Raw genomic sequence first — 19802 nt, forward strand, 5'->3', positions numbered from 1 at the left:
ATTGTATCCCTATTCCTTTACGCTCACAATCTTATAATAAGAATGAACAGTTAAAAAATAATAGATAACATAGATCAAACTATACACCCCTGTACTAATGATTAATGGTGTGAAAAACATAGGATTTCCGCCTAGTAGAGAAGATCCTAATACTTCTTTTACTCCTAAAGTAGCTACTATGCTATGACAAATCCCTACAAACAAGGGCATGCTGAAGATAAAACCCATTTGTTTTGCAATCGTTCTTTTCACTTCTATTTTTGTAACCCCGATCTTTTGAAGTATCGTATATCGTTCACGATCTGCATGAGCTTCTGCTACTTGTTTAAAGTAAATAATAGAACCTGTGGCCAGTAAAAAAACAAGTCCTAAGAAGAAACCACAAAAGATGAATAAGCCATTCATCATAAGTCCCATGTGATATTGCATGTAAAAACTTTCAAAATTCAGAAGTTCAGGGCCCGATGAGATAGGATCTGTTACTGGCATTGGTATGATTTTCTGTAATTTCTCTGTCAACACAGCACTATCATTCTCATCTTTTACACTCATATTTTTTACAATGCGTAATTCGCCTACCTGCTTTGCTTGGTTATATAATTGATCCGGTATCACAAGTACTAATTCCCCTAAATTTGTGATACGCTGTACCGTTGCGCCTTTAATCGTTACTTCGTGTTTTTCTTGATGGAACGTGAGTGTATCTTTTCTATTGGTAAAATAATGCTCTGTACGCGATGGATCCACACTTGTATTTCCCTCAATTACAAATGCTTCATCCTTAGCTAATGTAAGCAAAGACTTCTTTTCTAATTTCGCAATCTTGTTAAACGAGGATACAGACATCAAGTGATATGGTTCTTTTGAGTCTCCCTTCCAAGGAATCATTTCGAGTTCAAATTGTTTCATGACTGGATGGATTTGTTTTTCTTCCTCTAAAATTGTATTCACTTTCGCATCTAACGCCTCACCCTGTTTTTCATAAGAATAACTGTACGGGGCATTATCTTTCGCGTTTTTAAAAGTATTATAATACATGATACAAGCATTATTCACGGCTGTGAGTGTAACCGCACTAAGTATTGTAATAGCCGCGAGTGATTTCGCATTCCCTTTCATCCGATACAATAGCTGGGAAGTAGTAATGATATGTATGCCATTATAAAAAGAAGACTTCTTATTTCTCACTTTTTGTAAAACAAATACAGTAAAGAACTGAAACAGTAAAAATGTACCCAGCACAGTGGCCAGTAAGATGTATAGCGCAATGGGGAGAGCAGCTGTAGCACCCAGTCCTGTATGTTGTACCGTTTTCATAAACATTAATGCAAAAAAATAGCCTGAACTGATTAAGAAGATGGAACATATCGCTTTAGGTATAGAACCATTTGGCATAGCCTCACCCTGACGTTCTGCAGAAAACAATTCAATTAAGGGAAAACGATATATGACACGATAACCTTGTAATGAAGTATAACTCATAATCAACAAGAAAATAATGGCTGTATCCATAATCGCTGCTAATGGCATCTCCATATGCATATTCAATTCAAGTCCTGTTACGTGTGCTAGTAATTGGAGAAATCCCTTTGACAGTAAGCCCCCAATACCGATACCGATGAGTAAAGCAAACAAACTCATCAGCATGTTCTCAACAAATAACATGCGCGCAATTTGTTTTTTACGAATGCCTAACAAAGAGTATAAGCCCACTTCCTTTTTTCGCTTTCTGATGAAAAATTCATTTGAATAAATCATGAATATAGCTACAAAAATGATGAGCACAACGCTGGAAATTTTGAAAAGTTCTCCTATTCCTTGACCGATTCGTATTCCGGCACTGGTTGCTTGTTCAACTTGTGAGCTATATTGCAATGTTTTGAATACGAAATAAATCATAATACTAAAAATCATGGACGCAACGTATACAAAGTGTCCTTTGAAATTCCGCTGTAGATTCCGAATAGCCATACTAAATAATGTCATCTACCATACCTCCAGAGACCTCCGACATGATGTTGACGACTTGTTGAAAAAATGGTTGATGACTGAGGGATTCACGGAACAATTCTTTATATATTTCGCCATCTTTAATGAAGATGACGCGTTTACAATAACTAGCCGCAAATGCATCATGAGTGACCAATAAAATGGTGGCACTGTCTTGTTCATTCAATGCTTGTATACTTTCTAATAAATCTGTGGCTGATTTCGAGTCTAGTGCCCCTGTTGGCTCATTTGCAAAAATCATACTTGGGTCACGAGATGCAGCACAGCGTTGTTTTTGCCTACCAGACACTTGATAGGGGAACTGATGTAAAATATGATCAATACCAAACTTTTTCGCTATTTCAAGTATACGTCGATTAATTTTAGTCGCCTTTACTTTAGATAATGCTAGAGGTAATGCAATATTCTCTTTCACCGTAAGTGTATCTAATAAGTTATAGTCTTGAAAAATGAATCCTAAATGGTTCCGCCGGAACAATGCTAGTGTATCATCATTCATTTTTACAATATTTTTTCCATTAATTAAGATTTCGCCACTTGTTGCCTGATCAATAGTAGAAAGAACATTTAAAAGAGTCGTTTTACCGGATCCAGAAGGTCCCATAATACCAACGAATTCGCCCTCTTGAATCTGTAAATCGACTCCCTTTAACGCTTTAAATGTAGTTCCACCTGTACTGTATACTTTTTTTATCTGTGTTCCTTCTAGTATGGTTTTCATGTTATTTCCCTCACCCCTTCTTGTAGGGATTCTTCTCCAATGCGAAGTCTGCATTTGAAAAGAATTCCCATTATTCCAAGGACACTTAACACTTTTAACATATCGCTATCTTCCTTTCGCCATTATGATGTGAATATGCATTGTAATTATAGCCTATACAACATACAGTAAAATATCGACTCCCCTTACAGTAGCCTTACATATTTGTAAGGCTATTGATAAAAGGCCCAAAATAAAAAAGCTTCTGTGGCAAATTTTTCAACAAAAGTTTGTAACTACTCAGCCACCTTTCGGTGTCTTTTTTAAATTTTACTAGTTTCATATGCCTCCCATTTGTAAATACTGAGTATATCAAACAGGGGAGGTGAATCTTATGGTCGATCGAAAAATTATTTTAGATACATATAAAAAAGGACCTGAAGCTGTTATTTCTTTATTTGAAGAAACATTTTCTAAGTTAGAAAAACGTATACAAGAACTAGAAAATGCTTCAAAAAAAAACTCCAAAAATAGTCATAAGCCACCTTCTACAGATGGTTTGGGTAAGCCCGTTACAAAAAGTTTGCGCAAACCGTCTCATCGTCAAACGGGTGGCCAGTTGGGCCACAAGGGACATACTCTTGGTTTGACAGCGACTCCAGATCATACGATTACACATTCTCCTACATATTGTACTTGTTGTCATACTTCCTTGAACCACGAGCCTGTAAAAGGGTATCGCATTCGCCAAGTGTATGACTTACCACCTATTCAGATCGAAGTGACAGAACATAAAGTAGAACAGAAAGAATGCCCACATTGCCATTCTATCCAAGAAGCCCAATTTCCTTCGACAGTATCTCGTCCTGTTCAATATGGTCCAAATATAAAAAGACTGATTCCCTATTTAACGCATTATCAATGCATTTCTTTGAAGCGAACAAAAGAATTCTTTCAGGATTGTTTTGGACATTCTATAAGCGAAGGAACCCTGGTAAATCATACACAGGCTTTCGCTTCTCAATTGCAGCCATTCATAAAAGAAGTAAAGGAAAAGATTCTGCAGTCTCCTGTTGTCCATTTTGATGAAACTGGTATGCGTGTAGAAAACAAAACACAATGGTTACATACTGCCAGTACACCGGAGGTGACATTGCAACATATTCATCAAAAACGTGGAAAAGAAGCAATGGATGCTGGAGAAATCTTGCCATCTTTTTCTGGAATTGCGATGCATGATGGTTGGAAATCGTATGATGCGTATACAGATTGTCGTCACGTTTTATGTAATGCCCATCTCTTACGAGATTTACAAGGAATTATAGATAGTACTGGAGAACAATGGGCACAACAGATGCAGAAATTTCTAACGCAAGCGTTGACGATGAAAAAGCAATCCGAAGGTACCATGCCAAAAGCGACGCAAAAGAATCTGTTTATTATGTATCAATCCATATTGAAAGAACAACAGATTCTTTCCACGAAACAAAAGAAGAAAGGAAAGCAGACGCCTTCTCAAAATTTATGGAATCGCTTCGTCAAGTATTCTGACAGAATTCTAGCGTTTTTAGAACATCCAGCCATTCCATTTGATAACAATCAAGCAGAACGGGATATTCGGATGACGAAAGTAAAACAGAAAGTGTCTGGGACTTTCCGAAGTAAGAAAGGCGCAGAATCTTTTTGTCAGATACGAAGCTTTATGAGTACCATGAAAAAACAAAAACAATCGGTCTTACAAGCGATAAACCAAGTCATAGAAACTAGAACGGTTCCTTGGAATAACACGACTTCATAAGAGAATTTCTCTATTTGGCATAGATTCTTTCTCTGATTGGAGTATTTTCTTTTCATGTTTTCGAATCGGAAACATGTATTTGGCCTGTTTTTTTATTTGAAGAAGCTGAGTAGTTACAACATATCTTTTCTTTGTTATTACAACAAAAAATCTGTGAACAGACTCACATTTCTAATCAACTTCTTGCTCATTTTCAACGCATTCGCATCATGGATGCCACCATGTTTCAGGTACCTAATACGTTGGAGCATATATACCCTGGTTCAGGTGGATGTGCGCAAACAGCTGGAATCAAAATTCAATTAGAATATGATTTACATAGTGGACAATTTCTTAATTTTCAAGTGGGGCCTGGAAAAAATAATGATAAAACATTCGGCACAGAATGTTTAGATACGTTACGACCAGGCGATTTATGTATTCGTGATTTAGGGTATTTTTCATTAGAGGATTTAGATCAAATGGATCAACGGGGAACATATTTTATTTCACGCTTAAAGTTAAATTCAAATGTATATATCAAAAATCCTAATCCTACATTTTTTCATAATGGTGCACTCAAAAAACAGACAGAATATGTAAAAATCAACTTGCAAATGATGATGGAGCGCTTGTTACCTGGTGAAACTTATGAAGTAGGTAATGTTTATGTAGGAGATCAAAAAGTTTTGTTTGCCCGACTCGTTCTGTATCGTCTAACAGAAAAACAATTACGAGAACGACGAAAAAAACAAATGGAAAGTGAAAAGAAAAAAGGAAAACCATATTCGAAAAAAAGTAAAATATTATCTGGGTTGAATGTATATGTAACTAACACTCCGTGGGAGTGGGTTTCGATGAAGCAAGTCCATGAACTATACTCTTTACGTTGGCAGATAGAAATAGTTTTTAAAACGTGGAAATCATTGTTTCATATAGATCATTGTCGCACTGTTAAACAAGAACGAATAGAGTGCCATTTATACGGGAAACTGATTGCTATTTTCTTATGTTCTTCTACCATGTTTAAAATGCGCCAACTTTTGTTACAGAAGAAGCAAAAAGAATTAAGTGAATATAAAGCGATTGGAATGATTCAAGATCATCTATTTCTCCTCTATCAAGCCATACAAAACACCCAAGAGATAACAAAGTTTCTGGTTCACCTGTTCCACCTTCTAGAGAAAAACGGGCGGAAATCTCACAGATATGAGAAGAAAACTGTCTTTGATATCATGGGTGTCCATTATGAGTATAGTATAGCTAGAGCACAAAAGAAAGCTGCATAATTTAAAAAACAAAACTCGTTAGAGTTTATTTCGCATGCGGATTTTTAAGAACAATCAATCTGTTGAACAGTTTATAACCCTTTTGAAGGGAATTTCATTTTATTTGTTCTCTTAAGTTGATGGGCATGTGGCGGTACCCCTGATTACAAAAATCAGTAACCTTATAACTGGCAAACTGAGATCCTTGATCACTATGAAATAGGATTCTTTTTTGACTTTCATAAGCTTGTTTAACTTGCTGAATTGTGTCTTTTACTAATTGAGCATCCTGGTGAGTATCCAACGAATAACCAAGCACCCGACGGGTGCTAATATCTAATGCGGCACAAAAATATACTTTCATCCCATTCATTAAACGAAATTCTGTGATATCACATACAACAGTCGGAACGTCTTTCTTGCCAGGTTTAAAGGATCGCTCTAATACATTTGGAAATGTATGATGTTCGTGCTTTCTTTTCTTATAATAGGTGACAACTTTTGACTTTAATCCAGCTTCACATAAAGCTTGTCTCACTTGAAATAAGCTCACCATTACGTTTTTATTTACAAGGTAACGGTACAGTTTTCGATAGCCCATTCTACCTTTTAAACATTTAAATTGCATGACAACATAAGCCGCTGTCTTTTTACGTTTTTTCTGATTTTCAGTGGGCTTACGATGAGTATAATCGTAAAAACCACTAACAGAAACTTGTAATCGATGGCAAAGCCAGCGCACTCCAAATATGTGATGATATTGCCTGATAAATTGAAAGCGTGTTAGTTTTGGTTGCTGGCAAAGAAGGTTGCCGCCTTTTTTAAAAATTCATTTTCCTTTTTTAAAGCCTGGATTTCTCTCCGCAAAGAACGTAGTTCTTCCATATCAGATTTCTCATTATCCAAAAATGGGGAAGAATATTTCTTTATCCATGCATTTAAGGTCCCGTTTCCTAGGTCAAATTCTCTTTGAATACTCGAAATTGTACGCCCTTCTTTAACCACCAATTCTACACATTGTTTTTTAAACATTTCATCATACTGTTTTTTCATCTGAAACACCTCTTATATAGAATAATTTATCCCTATACTGTGTTCCAGTTTTACTGTACCACCTTATTTAACGAAAGGACTTTCTTCTTATCAATACGAACAACTAGATACATTACTTTATACTCATGAAGAGAACAAAAGTTCACTTTTATCCTGGTTACGTCAACCACCGGGGGTTATAGCGCTTAAAAATTCCCATGAAATTTTGGATCGATTAGAGTTTATTCAAAGTTTAGATTTACCATTTAGATAATGGGAAAGAAATTCATCAGAATAGATTATTACAAATGGTCCGTGAGGGCTCTCGTTATTCTATACAACATTTATCTAGGTTTAATGAGAGGAAACGATATGCAACGATCATGGCATTCCTTATCCATATCTATGCTTTTTTAACTGATCAAGGTTTAGATATGTTTGCAAAACTAATGGGACGAATGTTTAACCGTGGAGAAAATAAACATAATAAACTATTTCAAAAGGATGGGAAATCAATAAATGAAAAAGTTAGACTTTATGTCGAAATAGGAAAAGCATTAATTGAAGCAAAAGAATTAGAAACAGATCCTTTCGAAGCTGTACAATCTATTATATCTTGGGAGAAATTTATCCACTCTGTACATGAGGCTGAAAGCTTAGCTAGACCAATAGAATTTGATTATCTAGATTTGCTCGATAATCATTATGGACATTTTCGTAAAATGGCTCCGCGTTTACTCAATAGATATGTGTTTAAAGCTTCTTCAACCAGCCAAACTGTATTACAAGCATTAGAAATATTAAAAGAAGCCAATCAATCTGGAAAACGAAAAATACCTGATAATGTACCGACCGATTTTATAAAGTCTAAATGGATGAAATATGTGTACCAAGACGATAAAATAAATCGACATTACTATGAATTTAGTGTGTTTTCAGAGTTATTGAATACCCTTCGTTCTGGTGATATGTGGGTAAAAGGCAGCAAGCAATATAAAGATTTTGAAGAGTATCTTTTACCACCCCATACTTGGCAGCACATGAAGCAAACACAACAAATCCCCCTGGAATTTACAGAGGATGTAGAGAAATATTTAAACAAACGCTTTGAACAATTAGATATAGAGCTTTCAAAAGTCAATTGTTTACTTGCAAATCAAGATTTGCACGGTGTAACGATATATGGAGGTAAAATACAAGTCGCTTCTCTAAAAAAGATGGTTCCAGAAGATGTAGAAGAAATTACTCGGCTTGTGTATGACTTATTGCCGCGTATTAAATTAACAGATTTATTAGTAGAAGTAGATACTTGGACACAGTTTAGCAAACACTTTGTTCATCTTCACACTCAAAAGGCTCCAAAAGAAAAATCAATTTTATTTGCGGCTATCTTATCAGATGGAATTAATTTAGGATTAAGTAAAATGGCTGATGCTTGTCCAAATATCTCATATTCTCAGCTAGCTTGGATAGCAGATTGGTATATAAGAGATGAAAGCTATACGAAAGCACTTGGAGATATTGCAAATTTTCATCATAAACAACCCTTTTCTTCCTATTGGGGAGAGGGCACTACTTCATCTTCAGATGGACAATTTTTTCGTGCCGGTGGGACTTCCAGTCCCCTAGCACAAGTAAATGGTAAGTATGGTCATGACCCAGGATTAAGTTTTTATACACATATATCAGATCAATATCATCCATTTTATGTCCAAGTTATTAGTTCCTCAGAAGAGGCACCACATATTATTGATGGGCTACTGTATCATGAAACAGATTTGCAAATTGAAGAACATTATACAGATGCCGCGGGTTTTGTTGATCATATATTTGGAATGTGCCATATGTTAGGGTTTCGCTTTTCACCACGAATTAAAACGATTGATAATCATAAAATATATACATTATCTGTTCCAACAATATATGACCATATTAACTTCATGGTTGGCGGAACAATTCAGGTAAAGAAAATACGTGAAAATTGGGATGAAATATTACGTTTAGTTAGCTCTATACGACAAGGAACCGTTACAGCTTCCCTGATTTTAAAAAAATTATCATCTTACCCTAGACAGAATAGTTTATCTATCGCACTTCGTGAAATCGGCCGAATAGAAAGAAGTTTATATATGTTAAAGTGGATACAAGATCCTGAACACAGAAGAAAAGTTCAGGTTGAATTAAATAAAGGCGAAAGTAAAAATTCTTTGGCTAGAGCTGTATTTTTTAATCAATTAGGAGAAATTCGTGACCGATCCTATGAAGATCAATTGCATCGTGCAAGTGGACTTCAACTCATTATTTCTGCGATTGTAACTTGGAATTCTATCTATATCTCTCGTGCAATTGAAACGTTACGGAATAATGGTATTCATATTCCAGAGGAATATATTCAGCACATCTCTCCATTAGGTTGGGAACATATCGCACTTACAGGAGATTATATTTGGAATTTAAATCAAGAATTGAATTTTGAAAACTTACGGCCACTACGGAAAAATAGAATAAAACAAAAATAAAAACACAGGGAAAATTATTTTCTCTGTGTTTTTACCCCTTAATAATATGTAAAAATATTCCTTAACGTACAATTTTCTTTTTTCGGTCGTGTGACCCCTATTGGTCCATTCACACTCCCATATTTGGTAATATGATAGATACTCTTATAGGCCATTATTATCTATATGCAACCAATCTCTTTTAGAACCCCCTAAAAGAGAGTGGTACAAACTTACTACCAGTTTTACTTTGGAATAATATTTGCATCTATCACTAATTTTGTAACCCCTTTATCTATAATAGAAGTAATCTTATTGATTTTATAGCTATATCCAGGATTTAATAAGACTTCGAGTTCATTTTGATAACCTTCTAATCCCGATACATAAGCACCTTGCGTTCCCTTTAATACATGTAAACGTAATATGAATTTTCTTGTTGCAAAAGCTCCTACTTTTTCACTGGATAAAGACGTACTCAGAAACCCTAAATTTTCTTTTATTTGTCCTTCCCATTTTTTTTGGAATGCTTTCACATTTTCAGGATTATTAAAATTATAAGCTGGGTCTGTTAAAGACATATCAAATTCAGCCGCACCCATTCTACGATACACTGTGATATCCTCCGGAATCGGTTCCGTTTTTAGCGCCCCTTCTATACTTGTAATTTTTTTATCTAAATCTGGATTAGGGTTTTTTTCCGGCCCTTGCTCCCACAGATATTTATTAATCTCTTTATACTCTTGCCCCAGCATATACCCATTCAAGTTGGTTTTTTGGTCTTCTGTTAAATTCTCTCCCCATGCTTTATACTGCTTCTCTCCCCATTCTTTCGCTTTTGATGCATCATCTTTAAAATCTAAAGGTTCTATTACTGTAGCATCCACTTTTACATATTGTTTCCCCTGTTTCGTTATCACTTTTACATTTTCAGGTTTTATACCATAACCATCTTTCAATAACATATTCATATCAGCAAGTTCTTCGGGTTTATACAACATCGCATGCGTACCGGCTGGTAAATGTAAACAAAGGATAATCGGATTCTTTGCATTTTTCCCACTAGTAAGATCTGTCTTAGTATACCCATCTAATCTATATGTTTGATTTACAATTTGCTCTTTAAATTTGTTTATATTTTCTAACGAAATTTCAGATGGGCTGTCATTTTTGTACAAATTTTCTGAAAAACCAAATGTTTCAGGTGTTTCCTCCTTATATACAGCCATCGGACGAGACAAAGAAGACTTTGTGAATATTTTCTCTACATCCTCAATGGACTTATTTAACGTCGTATCTTGGTCATACTCATACGTATAAATATGATCTTTTACATAGCGGTTCATTTCCTCTATGTTTTTCATATAGTCACGGAGTTTCGTTTTTTCTGTTGATGAGAGTGAACTTTCTACTTTTTTGTATTCGGTGTCTTCCCAACTTTTTACATCTTTTTCTGGTTTTTGATCTAAATCTATTTCATCCGCCGTTACACGCACCGTATTCCCGCCTGCGGATTCAAGGTTCATAGGAAGCGACTGTTGTTGCACTGTGGTTGGCTTCGTTTCAGGTAACACCTGTTCGGCATAGGCTGAAAGCGGCGCCAACAGTACTTGTCCAGCTATCGCGGTTGTTGCTAAAACCTTATATATCGTTCCTTGTTTCATTATTTATATAACTCCTTTCGTCTTACTACCTTCCTACATCGGATTGCTATGACTATCTATAAAGCATGGTTCCCGAATACAGGTCATCCGGCAGATCTTTAGGGAGCGATAGTATTATTATAAACAATTGCTACCTCATAATTTTCATCTGGCAGATCTTTAGGGAGCCAGTCAGCTAGTGATACTTCACCTAGGGCATTCTCACCAGGAGAATCATATACATGTTGTAATACCCCGCTTGAACGACTTGCCACCTGGATTAGAATCTGATGAGCAGATTCATCAGCTGGTAGGAGTGTAATTTTTTTATTTCTTAATTCACTCAATGGCATCTGTAGGCCTACATATTTTAATAGACCACTTAATAGACCAGTGGATTGAAATTGACAAATCATCCCATCAATGGATTGTACTCCTTTAGCTAATGTACCATCTTCAAGAAAATAATAATTATGATTAAATTGAACTGATGGATAGGTATTTTGATCTTTAGCTCTAAACCAGCCACTCGCTGCCGCACCACCATTTTTTTCATCAAAGTAATATTGTTTCCCCTTACTATCTGTAAACCAGCCAGTTTTTTTGGACCCATCATTATTGAAATAATAAGTTTTTCCATCTATATCTTTTTGAATACCCAGTAGTTGATAGAATAAAATATTCATACCTTGCTTTAATTTGGCATGATAGATATTTTCATCCCCTGTCTGGCTCATTTGATTGTGTATCTCATCATATGTTTGACGATCCATCCCAATCCTCATAACTTCTGGATTGACGTTTTGATATATAATCTTATCCCCATCGATTTTTGCTCCTGGAAACGCAGTTTCTACGGCTTCTCCTAAAGTTATTTCTGGTTGGCTTTGCTGGTCATAGTTTGCTGCCTTTCGAGCTGAAATGTACCTTTCTTTCGTATCATTGATCGTACTTATCGTAATAGCTGCTGTTTTATTTTCAATATCGTTCATAACATTTTCCCATTTTTGCGAATCATCCACAATTGCATCTCCATCTGAATTGTATGTTTTGTAGTTTCCAGATGTTTGTGTCGTTTGAATTTGTAAAGGATCACCCTGTTCTATTTGTTGTACCTGGTTATAACTCAACTTAATAGGCTGTGCATTGAAATCATCCATCGTATTCCAAGCAATTGGACCTTGTGTTGTGGACGGATAAAATGTACCAGGGTTTAACACGTTTGCTACTGTATTGGATTTTGCCATAACGGTTGCGATAGTCGGTGCAGAAGAGCCTTCTCCTACAACAAAATTAAGCGTAGGTTTTACATTGTAAATGGGCGCAGTTCCAATATTTACATATCGCACATTTCCATTTAAAAAGGCGGCTTCAGCTGTATTAATTCCTAATGTTTCGCTCCATGATTTTCCATCACTATGCCCACTTGTATTAGAATTCGACTGATCTACAGATACACTCGTCGTATAATCATGAGAATAAGTTGCTGATACAGAAACAGACCACGGATAGCCAGCAGATACAGAGGCCCCTATTGTATTTGACTCCGACGTACTATTTGTAGTGGAGATTCCAACGGTATGACTTGATTCATTTGTTTCCGTCCCCCCTTGATCATGAGACACGTTTTGATTCTTTGTTAGTATCATTTTTTCCATATTGACCCCTACTTTTGGAAAAGCAGCCACAATAGGATTTTTTGCTTCTGATAAAATACCACCATCCACATGATCTAACACTTTATCAGTATCTGTATAAGGGTCTCCCGTAGTATGTTTATTCAGTGGATCCGATTTGTATTTGGTATACCCTTGTGCTTTCAGCGCGTCATCCCATTTTACAATGAGACCGTTTTTCACCGTATATCCATTTATTTCCCAATCATCTGGAATGTTATCATCATCAGAATCGATTGTAACGTCCCCATCATCATCTGCCATGACATTGTTTTTGGATGATATTGTAAATTGTTTAACTTTATCCTTAGAAAAATTAGGTAAGACTAAATTATTTTCTGGCACAACTTCTTTTTCTTTTCCATTCACAGACCACAACATCTCAAATTGTGAAGCTACATTTTTATCTGTGTGATATTCTACCGTAATGGCATATGTTTTCCCTTTCTCTAGGGTCATCTTTTCTTTCATGGGAGCATCTTGTACAATTACCTTCCCATCGATTTGAATGGTTGCATGTGAATCATCTGATGTAGAAAATTCATATTCGCCACTTTCACTCGGTTGAATGTAGCCCATCCAACGTACAGATTGGAACTGTTGCTTATCTTTCGATAAGGCCTCCTGTAGCGTTTCTGTATTGAGTTGCGTTTTCCCTGTAGATTGAACTGTAAACATAGTCAAATTGTGAAATGCATCATCTGTATAATAATTTGCTAACAAACCATGTTTCACTTCTTTTGGGTCTTTGGTTTGTTCACTAGGATCCTGTGTAGCTGCATATGAAATCGCGGGACCCATGAGTTGGCTTACTAGCATGGTGGTCGCCAACACTTTGTATATATTTTTTATCTTCATCTTTTACTCTCCCTTCTGTTCGACATGTAAATGAAGAGAACATGTAGATAACATCCGTCTTCATTTTCAGTCCAATTATAACAAGAACAGGGAAGAACGAAATAAAAGAAAATAACCTTTATTAAACGTAGTTTACTGTAAAATAATACTTTTATATACAAATAAATCATATGGATTCCACTTATCCACGAGGCAAAACGATATGTTTATACAAAATGAATCTAATCTGGGGTTTCTTGCCCATCCTCCGAAAAGGAGGGGATACAAAATATTCCAAATTAATAGCAGTTAACGTTTTGGATTACCTGGACCATTTGATGCTGGTAAAACAACTATATGTATGACAACCATGAGTTTTCTTAATCCAACTGAAGGATTAACCTTACTAATCGATTTTGTCACATAAACGTCCATTTTTGTGACAAGTGAAATTTTAAATATTTGCTGTAAAAAAATAAAAATGAATCCCAAACATGTTTGGATTCATTTTTTAATAGTACATAACTAAATTAACTTATACAATACACCGGTTAATACACAATTGGTATATTTTGTCTTATTCCCCTTTTTCGGGGGATGGGCAAAGAAACCCAATTTCAAGATCCAAAAACATGAAAAATACCTGTAAATTACAAAAATATTGATTCGCTCGAAGATGCTGAGTTTACGCCATGCCCATCAACTTAAGAGAACAAATAAAATGAAATTACCTTGAAAAGAGCTACAAACTGTTCAACAGATTGATTATTCTTAAAAGTACGCATGCTAAATAAACTCTAACGAGTTTTATTTTTAAAACTATGCAGCTTTCTGTTGTTCCCTAGCTATACTATACTCATAATGAACACCCATGATATCAAAGACCGTTTTCTTCTCATATCGATGAGATTTTTGTCCGTTTTGTTGTAGAAGGTGGAACAGACGAATTAGAAGCTTTGTTATCTCTTGGGTGTTTTTCTGTACAGCTTGATATAGCAGCAATAGATAATCTTGTATCATTCCCATCGCTTTATATTCACTTAATTCTTTTTGTTCCTTCTGTAACAAAAGTTGGCGCATTTTAAATATAGTAGAAGAACATAAAAAAATAGCAATTAGTTTCCCATATAAATGGCACTCTATTCGTTCCTGTTTGACAGTGCGACAATGATCTATATCAAACAATGATTTCCATGTTTTAAAAACAATTTCTATCTGCCAGCGTAAAGAATGTAGCTCATGGACTTGCTTCGTCGAAACCCACTCCCACGGAGTGTTTGTTACATATACATTCATTCCAGATAATATTTTGCTTTTCTTAGAATACGCTTTTCCTTTTTTCTTTTCATTCTCCATTTGTTTTTTCTGTCGTTCCCATAATTGCTTTTCGGTTAGACGATACAAAGCGAGGCGTGCAAACAAAACCTTTTGACCTCCTACATAAACATTCCGGTTCTGGTGCAAAAAAGTTAGGTTAATTGCAAGTAATCTTCTAATTTGGGACATACGGATACGATTACTCTACAAAAGGGATGTGATCAGTATGAAAAAGGACAATTTGTTTAAATGGAAGCATTACCAACCAGATATAATTTTATTAACTGTACGTTGGTACCTACGGTACAATCTAAGTTTTCGAGATTTGGTGGAAATGATGGAAGAAAGAGGATTATCCTTAGCACATACAACGATTATGCGCTGGGTCCATCAATACGGACCGGAACTGGATAAACGTATCCGATGTCATCTGAAACAAACAAATGATTCATGGCGAGTGGATGAAACGTATATAAAAGTAAAAGGGCAATGGATGTATTTATACCGTGCGGTTGATTCTGAAGGAAATACGATTGACTTCAATCTTAGTAAAACTAGAAATCATAAGGCTGCAAAGCGATTCTTTAAGAAAGCTTTGCAATCTTTTCATGCCTCAAAACCTCGTACAATTACAATTGATAAAAATCCTGCTTATCCAGTTGCTATCACCAAATTAAAGAACGAGAAAAAAGTGCCGTTAGGCACTCAAATTCGGCAGATAAAATATCTAAATAACGTAGTGGAGCAAGACCATCGCTTCATTAAAAAACGTGTACGCTCTATGTTAGGTTTTAAATCTTTTGGCACAGCTACATGTATGCTTGCGGGAGTAGAAGCCATGCACATGATAAAAAAAGAACAGGTGGATTTACAGAATCAGTCTGTTCGCAATCAAAAAGAATTTATTCATCAATTATTTGGATTAACAGCGTAAAGAATGATTCCAGTAGGAATCCTCATTATTTTTTGGGAATGTATCCTTTATTTGCACCAGAACCCAGAATGGTATAAAACACCAAGTAAGTCACATACTAATTTATATCTAAACATATCATAAATGAATATACAAAAAAGGAAGCATGATTTTATGCAACATCCACCCACATTATCTTGTAATTTAAGTCTCAATTTGCAAAACTTACAATATCGATTATCATCTAATTTTGATACCACATACCGAGAATTTGATATTCCAGATTTTTCACGGCAAGCTGTTTTGATTTATTTAAAAACAATCACAGATGTACAAATGCTGCAAGATTATGTCTTGCGCCCATTATTACAACATTCAATCAAACCCCAATCTAAAAACGAAAATATCACTGTATCTACCGTTACAAACCGTATTGAATTATGCGATATCCAAATTGTTTCTGAATTAGATACTATCATTTCTCATCTTTTCGCTGGTTCCTGTGTATTATTATTAGAAAATATGGACATCGCTTTTATCTTAGGTACTTCTAAAATAATGAATCGAGCGATTTCTGAGCCAACAACTGAAAGTAACATACATGGCTCAAAAGAAAGCTTTGTAGAAATACTGTCTATTAATGTATCTATGTTAAGACGAAACTTTAAATCTTCCCATTTATCTATACAAAAATCATCAATAGGTGTGCAAACACAACGTGATGTGGCAGTAGTTTATTTAGATCATCTTACAAACAAAAAATTCGTAACCGCAATAACTGAAGGAATTTGTGCTATCGACATAGATGATATTTTAGACACTAGCTGTTTAGAACAACTTCTTAGTAATAACTCATATTCACCATTCCCTCAGATGATACAGACTGAAAGACCTGATCGGGTTATACAAGGTCTACTAAAAGGACAAGTTGCTATTATTTTAGATGGTTCACCATTTGTTTTACTCACTCCCATTACCTTGGCATTATTATTACATACTCCTGAAGATGATACGGAAAGATGGTGGATTGGAACGGCATTCCGCTTATTACGCTTATTTTGTTTTTTATTGGCACTACTATTACCAGGCTTATACATCACTTTTATTTCTTTTCATCCAGGTCTTATTCCATGGCAATTGATTATCTTTATTCAATCTAGTAGAGGCGGCGTTCCTTTCTCAACATTTATAGAAACATTTGTAATGGCCTGTACCATTGAATGTCTAAGGGAGGCTGGAATCAGGTTACCCAAAGCGGGAGGACAAGCAGTGGGCATTGTTGGAGGGCTTGTTATTGGACAATCTGCGGTAGAAGCCGGGCTAGTCAGTCCTGTAACGGTCGTGGTAGTTGCTTTAACCGCATTATGTTCTTTTGCTATTCCACAATATGGATTAGGTCTTTCTATTCGACTATTACGTTTTTTATTCATTATAAGTGCTGCCATTTTCGGGCTATATGGCATTATCTTTGCATTTCTTTTCTTATGTGCCCATCTTGTAAAATTGCAAAATTTTGGAGTGAATTATTTAGGGTATTTTGTTCATTATCAATCTCAAGACTGGAAAGATACTTTCATCCGTCTCCCAATACAAAAGAATATATTTCGAAATTCTATTTTTAAAACTCAAAATCGTAAGCGTATCAACTTAAAAAAAAGAAGGGTGAAAAATGAACCGAATGACTAACAAAAAAATTTCTACTTCTCAAGGGTTCTGTTGCAAAATTTGAAAAAATATAAACCGGCTTACAAAATACGGCTGTAGTTTAAGCAGTTCTGAATAATTTTTGTAATTCATTGTACGTCGAAAAAGAGAAGTCTGGAATGTGACTTCTCTTTTGTTTATATATAGCATGAATCGTTTCGATTCCTTTCAATGTACGTGAAGCATGGCGAAGACTTTGAAATCCTGCGGATTTAACAAAACATCGCTTGATATGTCTATGATCTTGTTCGATAAGGTTATTTAGATGCTTAACGGTGCAATGTTTCGTATGCACATAAAAGCCGTTATGTTTCAATTTGGGGATCTTTGCCCATCCCCCAAAGGGTACATTAATGATTAATTCTATACAGAGGAATGTCTCTGAATCCGTCTATCTTACTCAATTCGGGGATATTTGAGTATTGCTATTTACAAAGATAAATACAGAAAAGTTAAACTTTCCTCAGTAGCTCACGTTTTTCGATTTCATGATATAACGATGATTTTGTTACAGTCCTCTGTTTCTCGTGTTACTTAAATTTAGGGAGGATAAATAGGGAGTGCTCTAAACTAGGAAAATCAGGGTTCCTAATCGATTCCCTAAATTTTCGGGGGATGGGCAAAGAAACCCTAGTACGTTAAACCCCTTTGAAAAACTGAAATCGTTTTTCAAAGGGGTTTAACGTACTAGCGATTATGTAAATATTTTAGTATGAGTTCCAAATTTGCGGAACCCATTCAGGGTAATCAATAAGTGGATTTTGATTCCTTTCAAAATCTTCGCCATGCTTCACGTACATTGAAAGGAATCGAAACGATTCATGCTATATAAGCAAAAGAGAAGTCACATTCTTGATTTCTCTTTTGTGGCGTGCAAGGAATTACAGGAGTTATTCAGGGTACTTAAAATCGTAACTACTCAGCCACCTTTCGGTGTCTTTTTTAAATTTTACTAGTTTCATATGCCTCCCATTTGTAAATACTGAGTATATCAAACAGGGGAGGTGAATCTTATGGTCGATCGAAAAATTATTTTAGATACATATAAAAAAGGACCTGAAGCTGTTATTTCTTTATTTGAAGAAACATTTTCTAAGTTAGAAAAACGTATACAAGAACTAGAAAATGCTTCAAAAAAAAACTCCAAAAATAGTCATAAGCCACCTTCTACAGATGGTTTGGGTAAGCCCGTTACAAAAAGTTTGCGCAAACCGTCTCATCGTCAAACGGGTGGCCAGTTGGGCCACAAGGGACATACTCTTGGTTTGACAGCGACTCCAGATCATACGATTACACATTCTCCTACATATTGTACTTGTTGTCATACTTCCTTGAACCACGAGCCTGTAAAAGGGTATCGCATTCGCCAAGTGTATGACTTACCACCTATTCAGATCGAAGTGACAGAACATAAAGTAGAACAGAAAGAATGCCCACATTGCCATTCTATCCAAGAAGCCCAATTTCCTTCGACAGTATCTCGTCCTGTTCAATATGGTCCAAATATAAAAAGACTGATTCCCTATTTAACGCATTATCAATGCATTTCTTTGAAGCGAACAAAAGAATTCTTTCAGGATTGTTTTGGACATTCTATAAGCGAAGGAACCCTGGTAAATCATACACAGGCTTTCGCTTCTCAATTGCAGCCATTCATAAAAGAAGTAAAGGAAAAGATTCTGCAGTCTCCTGTTGTCCATTTTGATGAAACTGGTATGCGTGTAGAAAACAAAACACAATGGTTACATACTGCCAGTACACCGGAGGTGACATTGCAACATATTCATCAAAAACGTGGAAAAGAAGCAATGGATGCTGGAGAAATCTTGCCATCTTTTTCTGGAATTGCGATGCATGATGGTTGGAAATCGTATGATGCGTATACAGATTGTCGTCACGTTTTATGTAATGCCCATCTCTTACGAGATTTACAAGGAATTATAGATAGTACTGGAGAACAATGGGCACAACAGATGCAGAAATTTCTAACGCAAGCGTTGACGATGAAAAAGCAATCCGAAGGTACCATGCCAAAAGCGACGCAAAAGAATCTGTTTATTATGTATCAATCCATATTGAAAGAACAACAGATTCTTTCCACGAAACAAAAGAAGAAAGGAAAGCAGACGCCTTCTCAAAATTTATGGAATCGCTTCGTCAAGTATTCTGACAGAATTCTAGCGTTTTTAGAACATCCAGCCATTCCATTTGATAACAATCAAGCAGAACGGGATATTCGGATGACGAAAGTAAAACAGAAAGTGTCTGGGACTTTCCGAAGTAAGAAAGGCGCAGAATCTTTTTGTCAGATACGAAGCTTTATGAGTACCATGAAAAAACAAAAACAATCGGTCTTACAAGCGATAAACCAAGTCATAGAAACTAGAACGGTTCCTTGGAATAACACGACTTCATAAGAGAATTTCT

At 35.7% G+C, this 19802-nt stretch carries 11 protein-coding genes and 4 pseudogenes; 7 read left to right on the top strand and 8 right to left on the bottom strand.

Going from position 1 to position 19802, the window contains the following annotated elements; genetic code table 11:
* Positions 1 to 9: 9 nt before the first annotated feature.
* Both AC3WVZ_RS31915 and AC3WVZ_RS31920 read right to left on the bottom strand, forming a co-directional pair.
* Positions 10 to 1986, bottom strand: coding sequence for an FtsX-like permease family protein (locus tag AC3WVZ_RS31915; protein ID WP_233936924.1), 1977 nt, complete (start codon positions 1984 to 1986; stop codon positions 10 to 12).
* Positions 1973 to 2731 (bottom strand): ABC transporter ATP-binding protein, encoded by a 759-nt coding sequence (locus tag AC3WVZ_RS31920; RefSeq protein WP_078188053.1) that lies wholly within the window; start codon positions 2729 to 2731, stop codon positions 1973 to 1975. Before AC3WVZ_RS31920 ends, AC3WVZ_RS31915 begins: the two co-directional genes overlap by 14 nt.
* A gap of 373 nt (positions 2732 to 3104) precedes the next feature.
* On the opposite strand from AC3WVZ_RS31920, the gene tnpC (AC3WVZ_RS31925) reads away from it, so the two are divergent.
* Complete coding sequence (gene tnpC, locus AC3WVZ_RS31925) at positions 3105 to 4508, top strand: IS66 family transposase (RefSeq protein WP_100910632.1); 1404 nt, start codon at positions 3105 to 3107, stop codon at positions 4506 to 4508.
* 113 nt (positions 4509 to 4621) lie between these two features.
* Positions 4622 to 5776, top strand: a pseudogene (locus AC3WVZ_RS31930) (IS4 family transposase); the annotation flags it as partial.
* A 94-nt stretch (positions 5777 to 5870) separates the two neighbouring features.
* Here the strand turns inward: AC3WVZ_RS31930 and AC3WVZ_RS31935 are convergent.
* Positions 5871 to 6293, bottom strand: coding sequence for a DDE-type integrase/transposase/recombinase (locus AC3WVZ_RS31935; RefSeq protein WP_233936925.1), 423 nt, complete (start codon positions 6291 to 6293; stop codon positions 5871 to 5873).
* Between the two features lie 245 nt (positions 6294 to 6538).
* Positions 6539 to 6808, bottom strand: a complete 270-nt coding sequence (locus AC3WVZ_RS31940) for a transposase (protein WP_098139883.1) — start codon at positions 6806 to 6808, stop codon at positions 6539 to 6541.
* A 287-nt stretch (positions 6809 to 7095) separates the two neighbouring features.
* Between AC3WVZ_RS31940 and AC3WVZ_RS31945 the strand changes: the two genes are divergently transcribed.
* Complete coding sequence (locus AC3WVZ_RS31945; RefSeq protein ID WP_425594324.1) at positions 7096 to 9306, top strand: Tn3 family transposase; 2211 nt, start codon at positions 7096 to 7098, stop codon at positions 9304 to 9306.
* A 224-nt stretch (positions 9307 to 9530) separates the two neighbouring features.
* On the opposite strand, the gene AC3WVZ_RS31950 is transcribed toward AC3WVZ_RS31945, so the two are convergent.
* From AC3WVZ_RS31950 to AC3WVZ_RS31960, 3 genes and pseudogenes are all read right to left on the bottom strand, one after another.
* Positions 9531 to 10949 (bottom strand): ADP-ribosyltransferase, encoded by a 1419-nt coding sequence (locus AC3WVZ_RS31950; protein WP_078187774.1) that lies wholly within the window; start codon positions 10947 to 10949, stop codon positions 9531 to 9533.
* 98 nt (positions 10950 to 11047) lie between these two features.
* Positions 11048 to 13462 carry a binary toxin-like calcium binding domain-containing protein gene (locus AC3WVZ_RS31955; RefSeq protein ID WP_233936863.1) on the bottom strand — a complete coding sequence of 805 codons (2415 nt, stop codon included), beginning with the start codon at positions 13460 to 13462 and terminating at the stop codon, positions 11048 to 11050.
* Positions 13463 to 14260: 798 nt separating this feature from the next.
* A pseudogene (locus AC3WVZ_RS31960) lies at positions 14261 to 14890 on the bottom strand (transposase); the annotation flags it as partial.
* Positions 14891 to 14984: 94 nt separating this feature from the next.
* Here AC3WVZ_RS31960 and AC3WVZ_RS31965 point away from each other — a divergent pair.
* Positions 14985 to 15692 carry an IS6 family transposase gene (locus AC3WVZ_RS31965; protein WP_233936862.1) on the top strand — a complete coding sequence of 236 codons (708 nt, stop codon included), beginning with the start codon at positions 14985 to 14987 and terminating at the stop codon, positions 15690 to 15692.
* 153 nt (positions 15693 to 15845) lie between these two features.
* On the top strand, positions 15846 to 17357 hold the full coding sequence (locus tag AC3WVZ_RS31970; RefSeq protein ID WP_176116733.1) for a spore germination protein: 1512 nt from the start codon (positions 15846 to 15848) through the stop codon (positions 17355 to 17357).
* Between the two features lie 79 nt (positions 17358 to 17436).
* Here the strand turns inward: AC3WVZ_RS31970 and AC3WVZ_RS31975 are convergent.
* Positions 17437 to 17694 (bottom strand): annotated as a pseudogene (locus tag AC3WVZ_RS31975) (DDE-type integrase/transposase/recombinase); the annotation flags it as partial.
* A 450-nt stretch (positions 17695 to 18144) separates the two neighbouring features.
* On the opposite strand from AC3WVZ_RS31975, the pseudogene AC3WVZ_RS31980 reads away from it, so the two are divergent.
* Together AC3WVZ_RS31980 and tnpC (AC3WVZ_RS31985) are read left to right on the top strand one after the other, a co-directional pair.
* Positions 18145 to 18331 (top strand): annotated as a pseudogene (locus tag AC3WVZ_RS31980) (hypothetical protein); the annotation flags it as partial.
* Between the two features lie 57 nt (positions 18332 to 18388).
* On the top strand, positions 18389 to 19792 hold the full coding sequence (gene tnpC, locus AC3WVZ_RS31985) for an IS66 family transposase (protein ID WP_100910632.1): 1404 nt from the start codon (positions 18389 to 18391) through the stop codon (positions 19790 to 19792).
* The last annotated feature ends 10 nt before the right edge of the window (positions 19793 to 19802 follow it).

This window comes from Bacillus sp. CPT56D-587-MTF (assembly GCF_058792335.1).

Bases quoted from the DNA above. Each gene is read 5' to 3' on its own strand.
- AC3WVZ_RS31955 (WP_233936863.1), bottom strand. From the start codon at position 13,462: ATGAAGATAAAAAATATATACAAAGTGTTGGCGACCACCATGCTAGTA.
- tnpC (WP_100910632.1), top strand. From the start codon at position 3,105: ATGGTCGATCGAAAAATTATTTTAGATACATATAAAAAAGGACCTGAA.
- AC3WVZ_RS31915 (WP_233936924.1), bottom strand. From the start codon at position 1,986: ATGACATTATTTAGTATGGCTATTCGGAATCTACAGCGGAATTTCAAA.
- AC3WVZ_RS31970 (WP_176116733.1), top strand. From the start codon at position 15,846: ATGCAACATCCACCCACATTATCTTGTAATTTAAGTCTCAATTTGCAA.
- AC3WVZ_RS31965 (WP_233936862.1), top strand. From the start codon at position 14,985: ATGAAAAAGGACAATTTGTTTAAATGGAAGCATTACCAACCAGATATA.
- AC3WVZ_RS31945 (WP_425594324.1), top strand. From the start codon at position 7,096: ATGGTCCGTGAGGGCTCTCGTTATTCTATACAACATTTATCTAGGTTT.
- tnpC (WP_100910632.1), top strand. From the start codon at position 18,389: ATGGTCGATCGAAAAATTATTTTAGATACATATAAAAAAGGACCTGAA.
- AC3WVZ_RS31940 (WP_098139883.1), bottom strand. From the start codon at position 6,808: ATGAAAAAACAGTATGATGAAATGTTTAAAAAACAATGTGTAGAATTG.
- AC3WVZ_RS31920 (WP_078188053.1), bottom strand. From the start codon at position 2,731: ATGAAAACCATACTAGAAGGAACACAGATAAAAAAAGTATACAGTACA.
- AC3WVZ_RS31950 (WP_078187774.1), bottom strand. From the start codon at position 10,949: ATGAAACAAGGAACGATATATAAGGTTTTAGCAACAACCGCGATAGCT.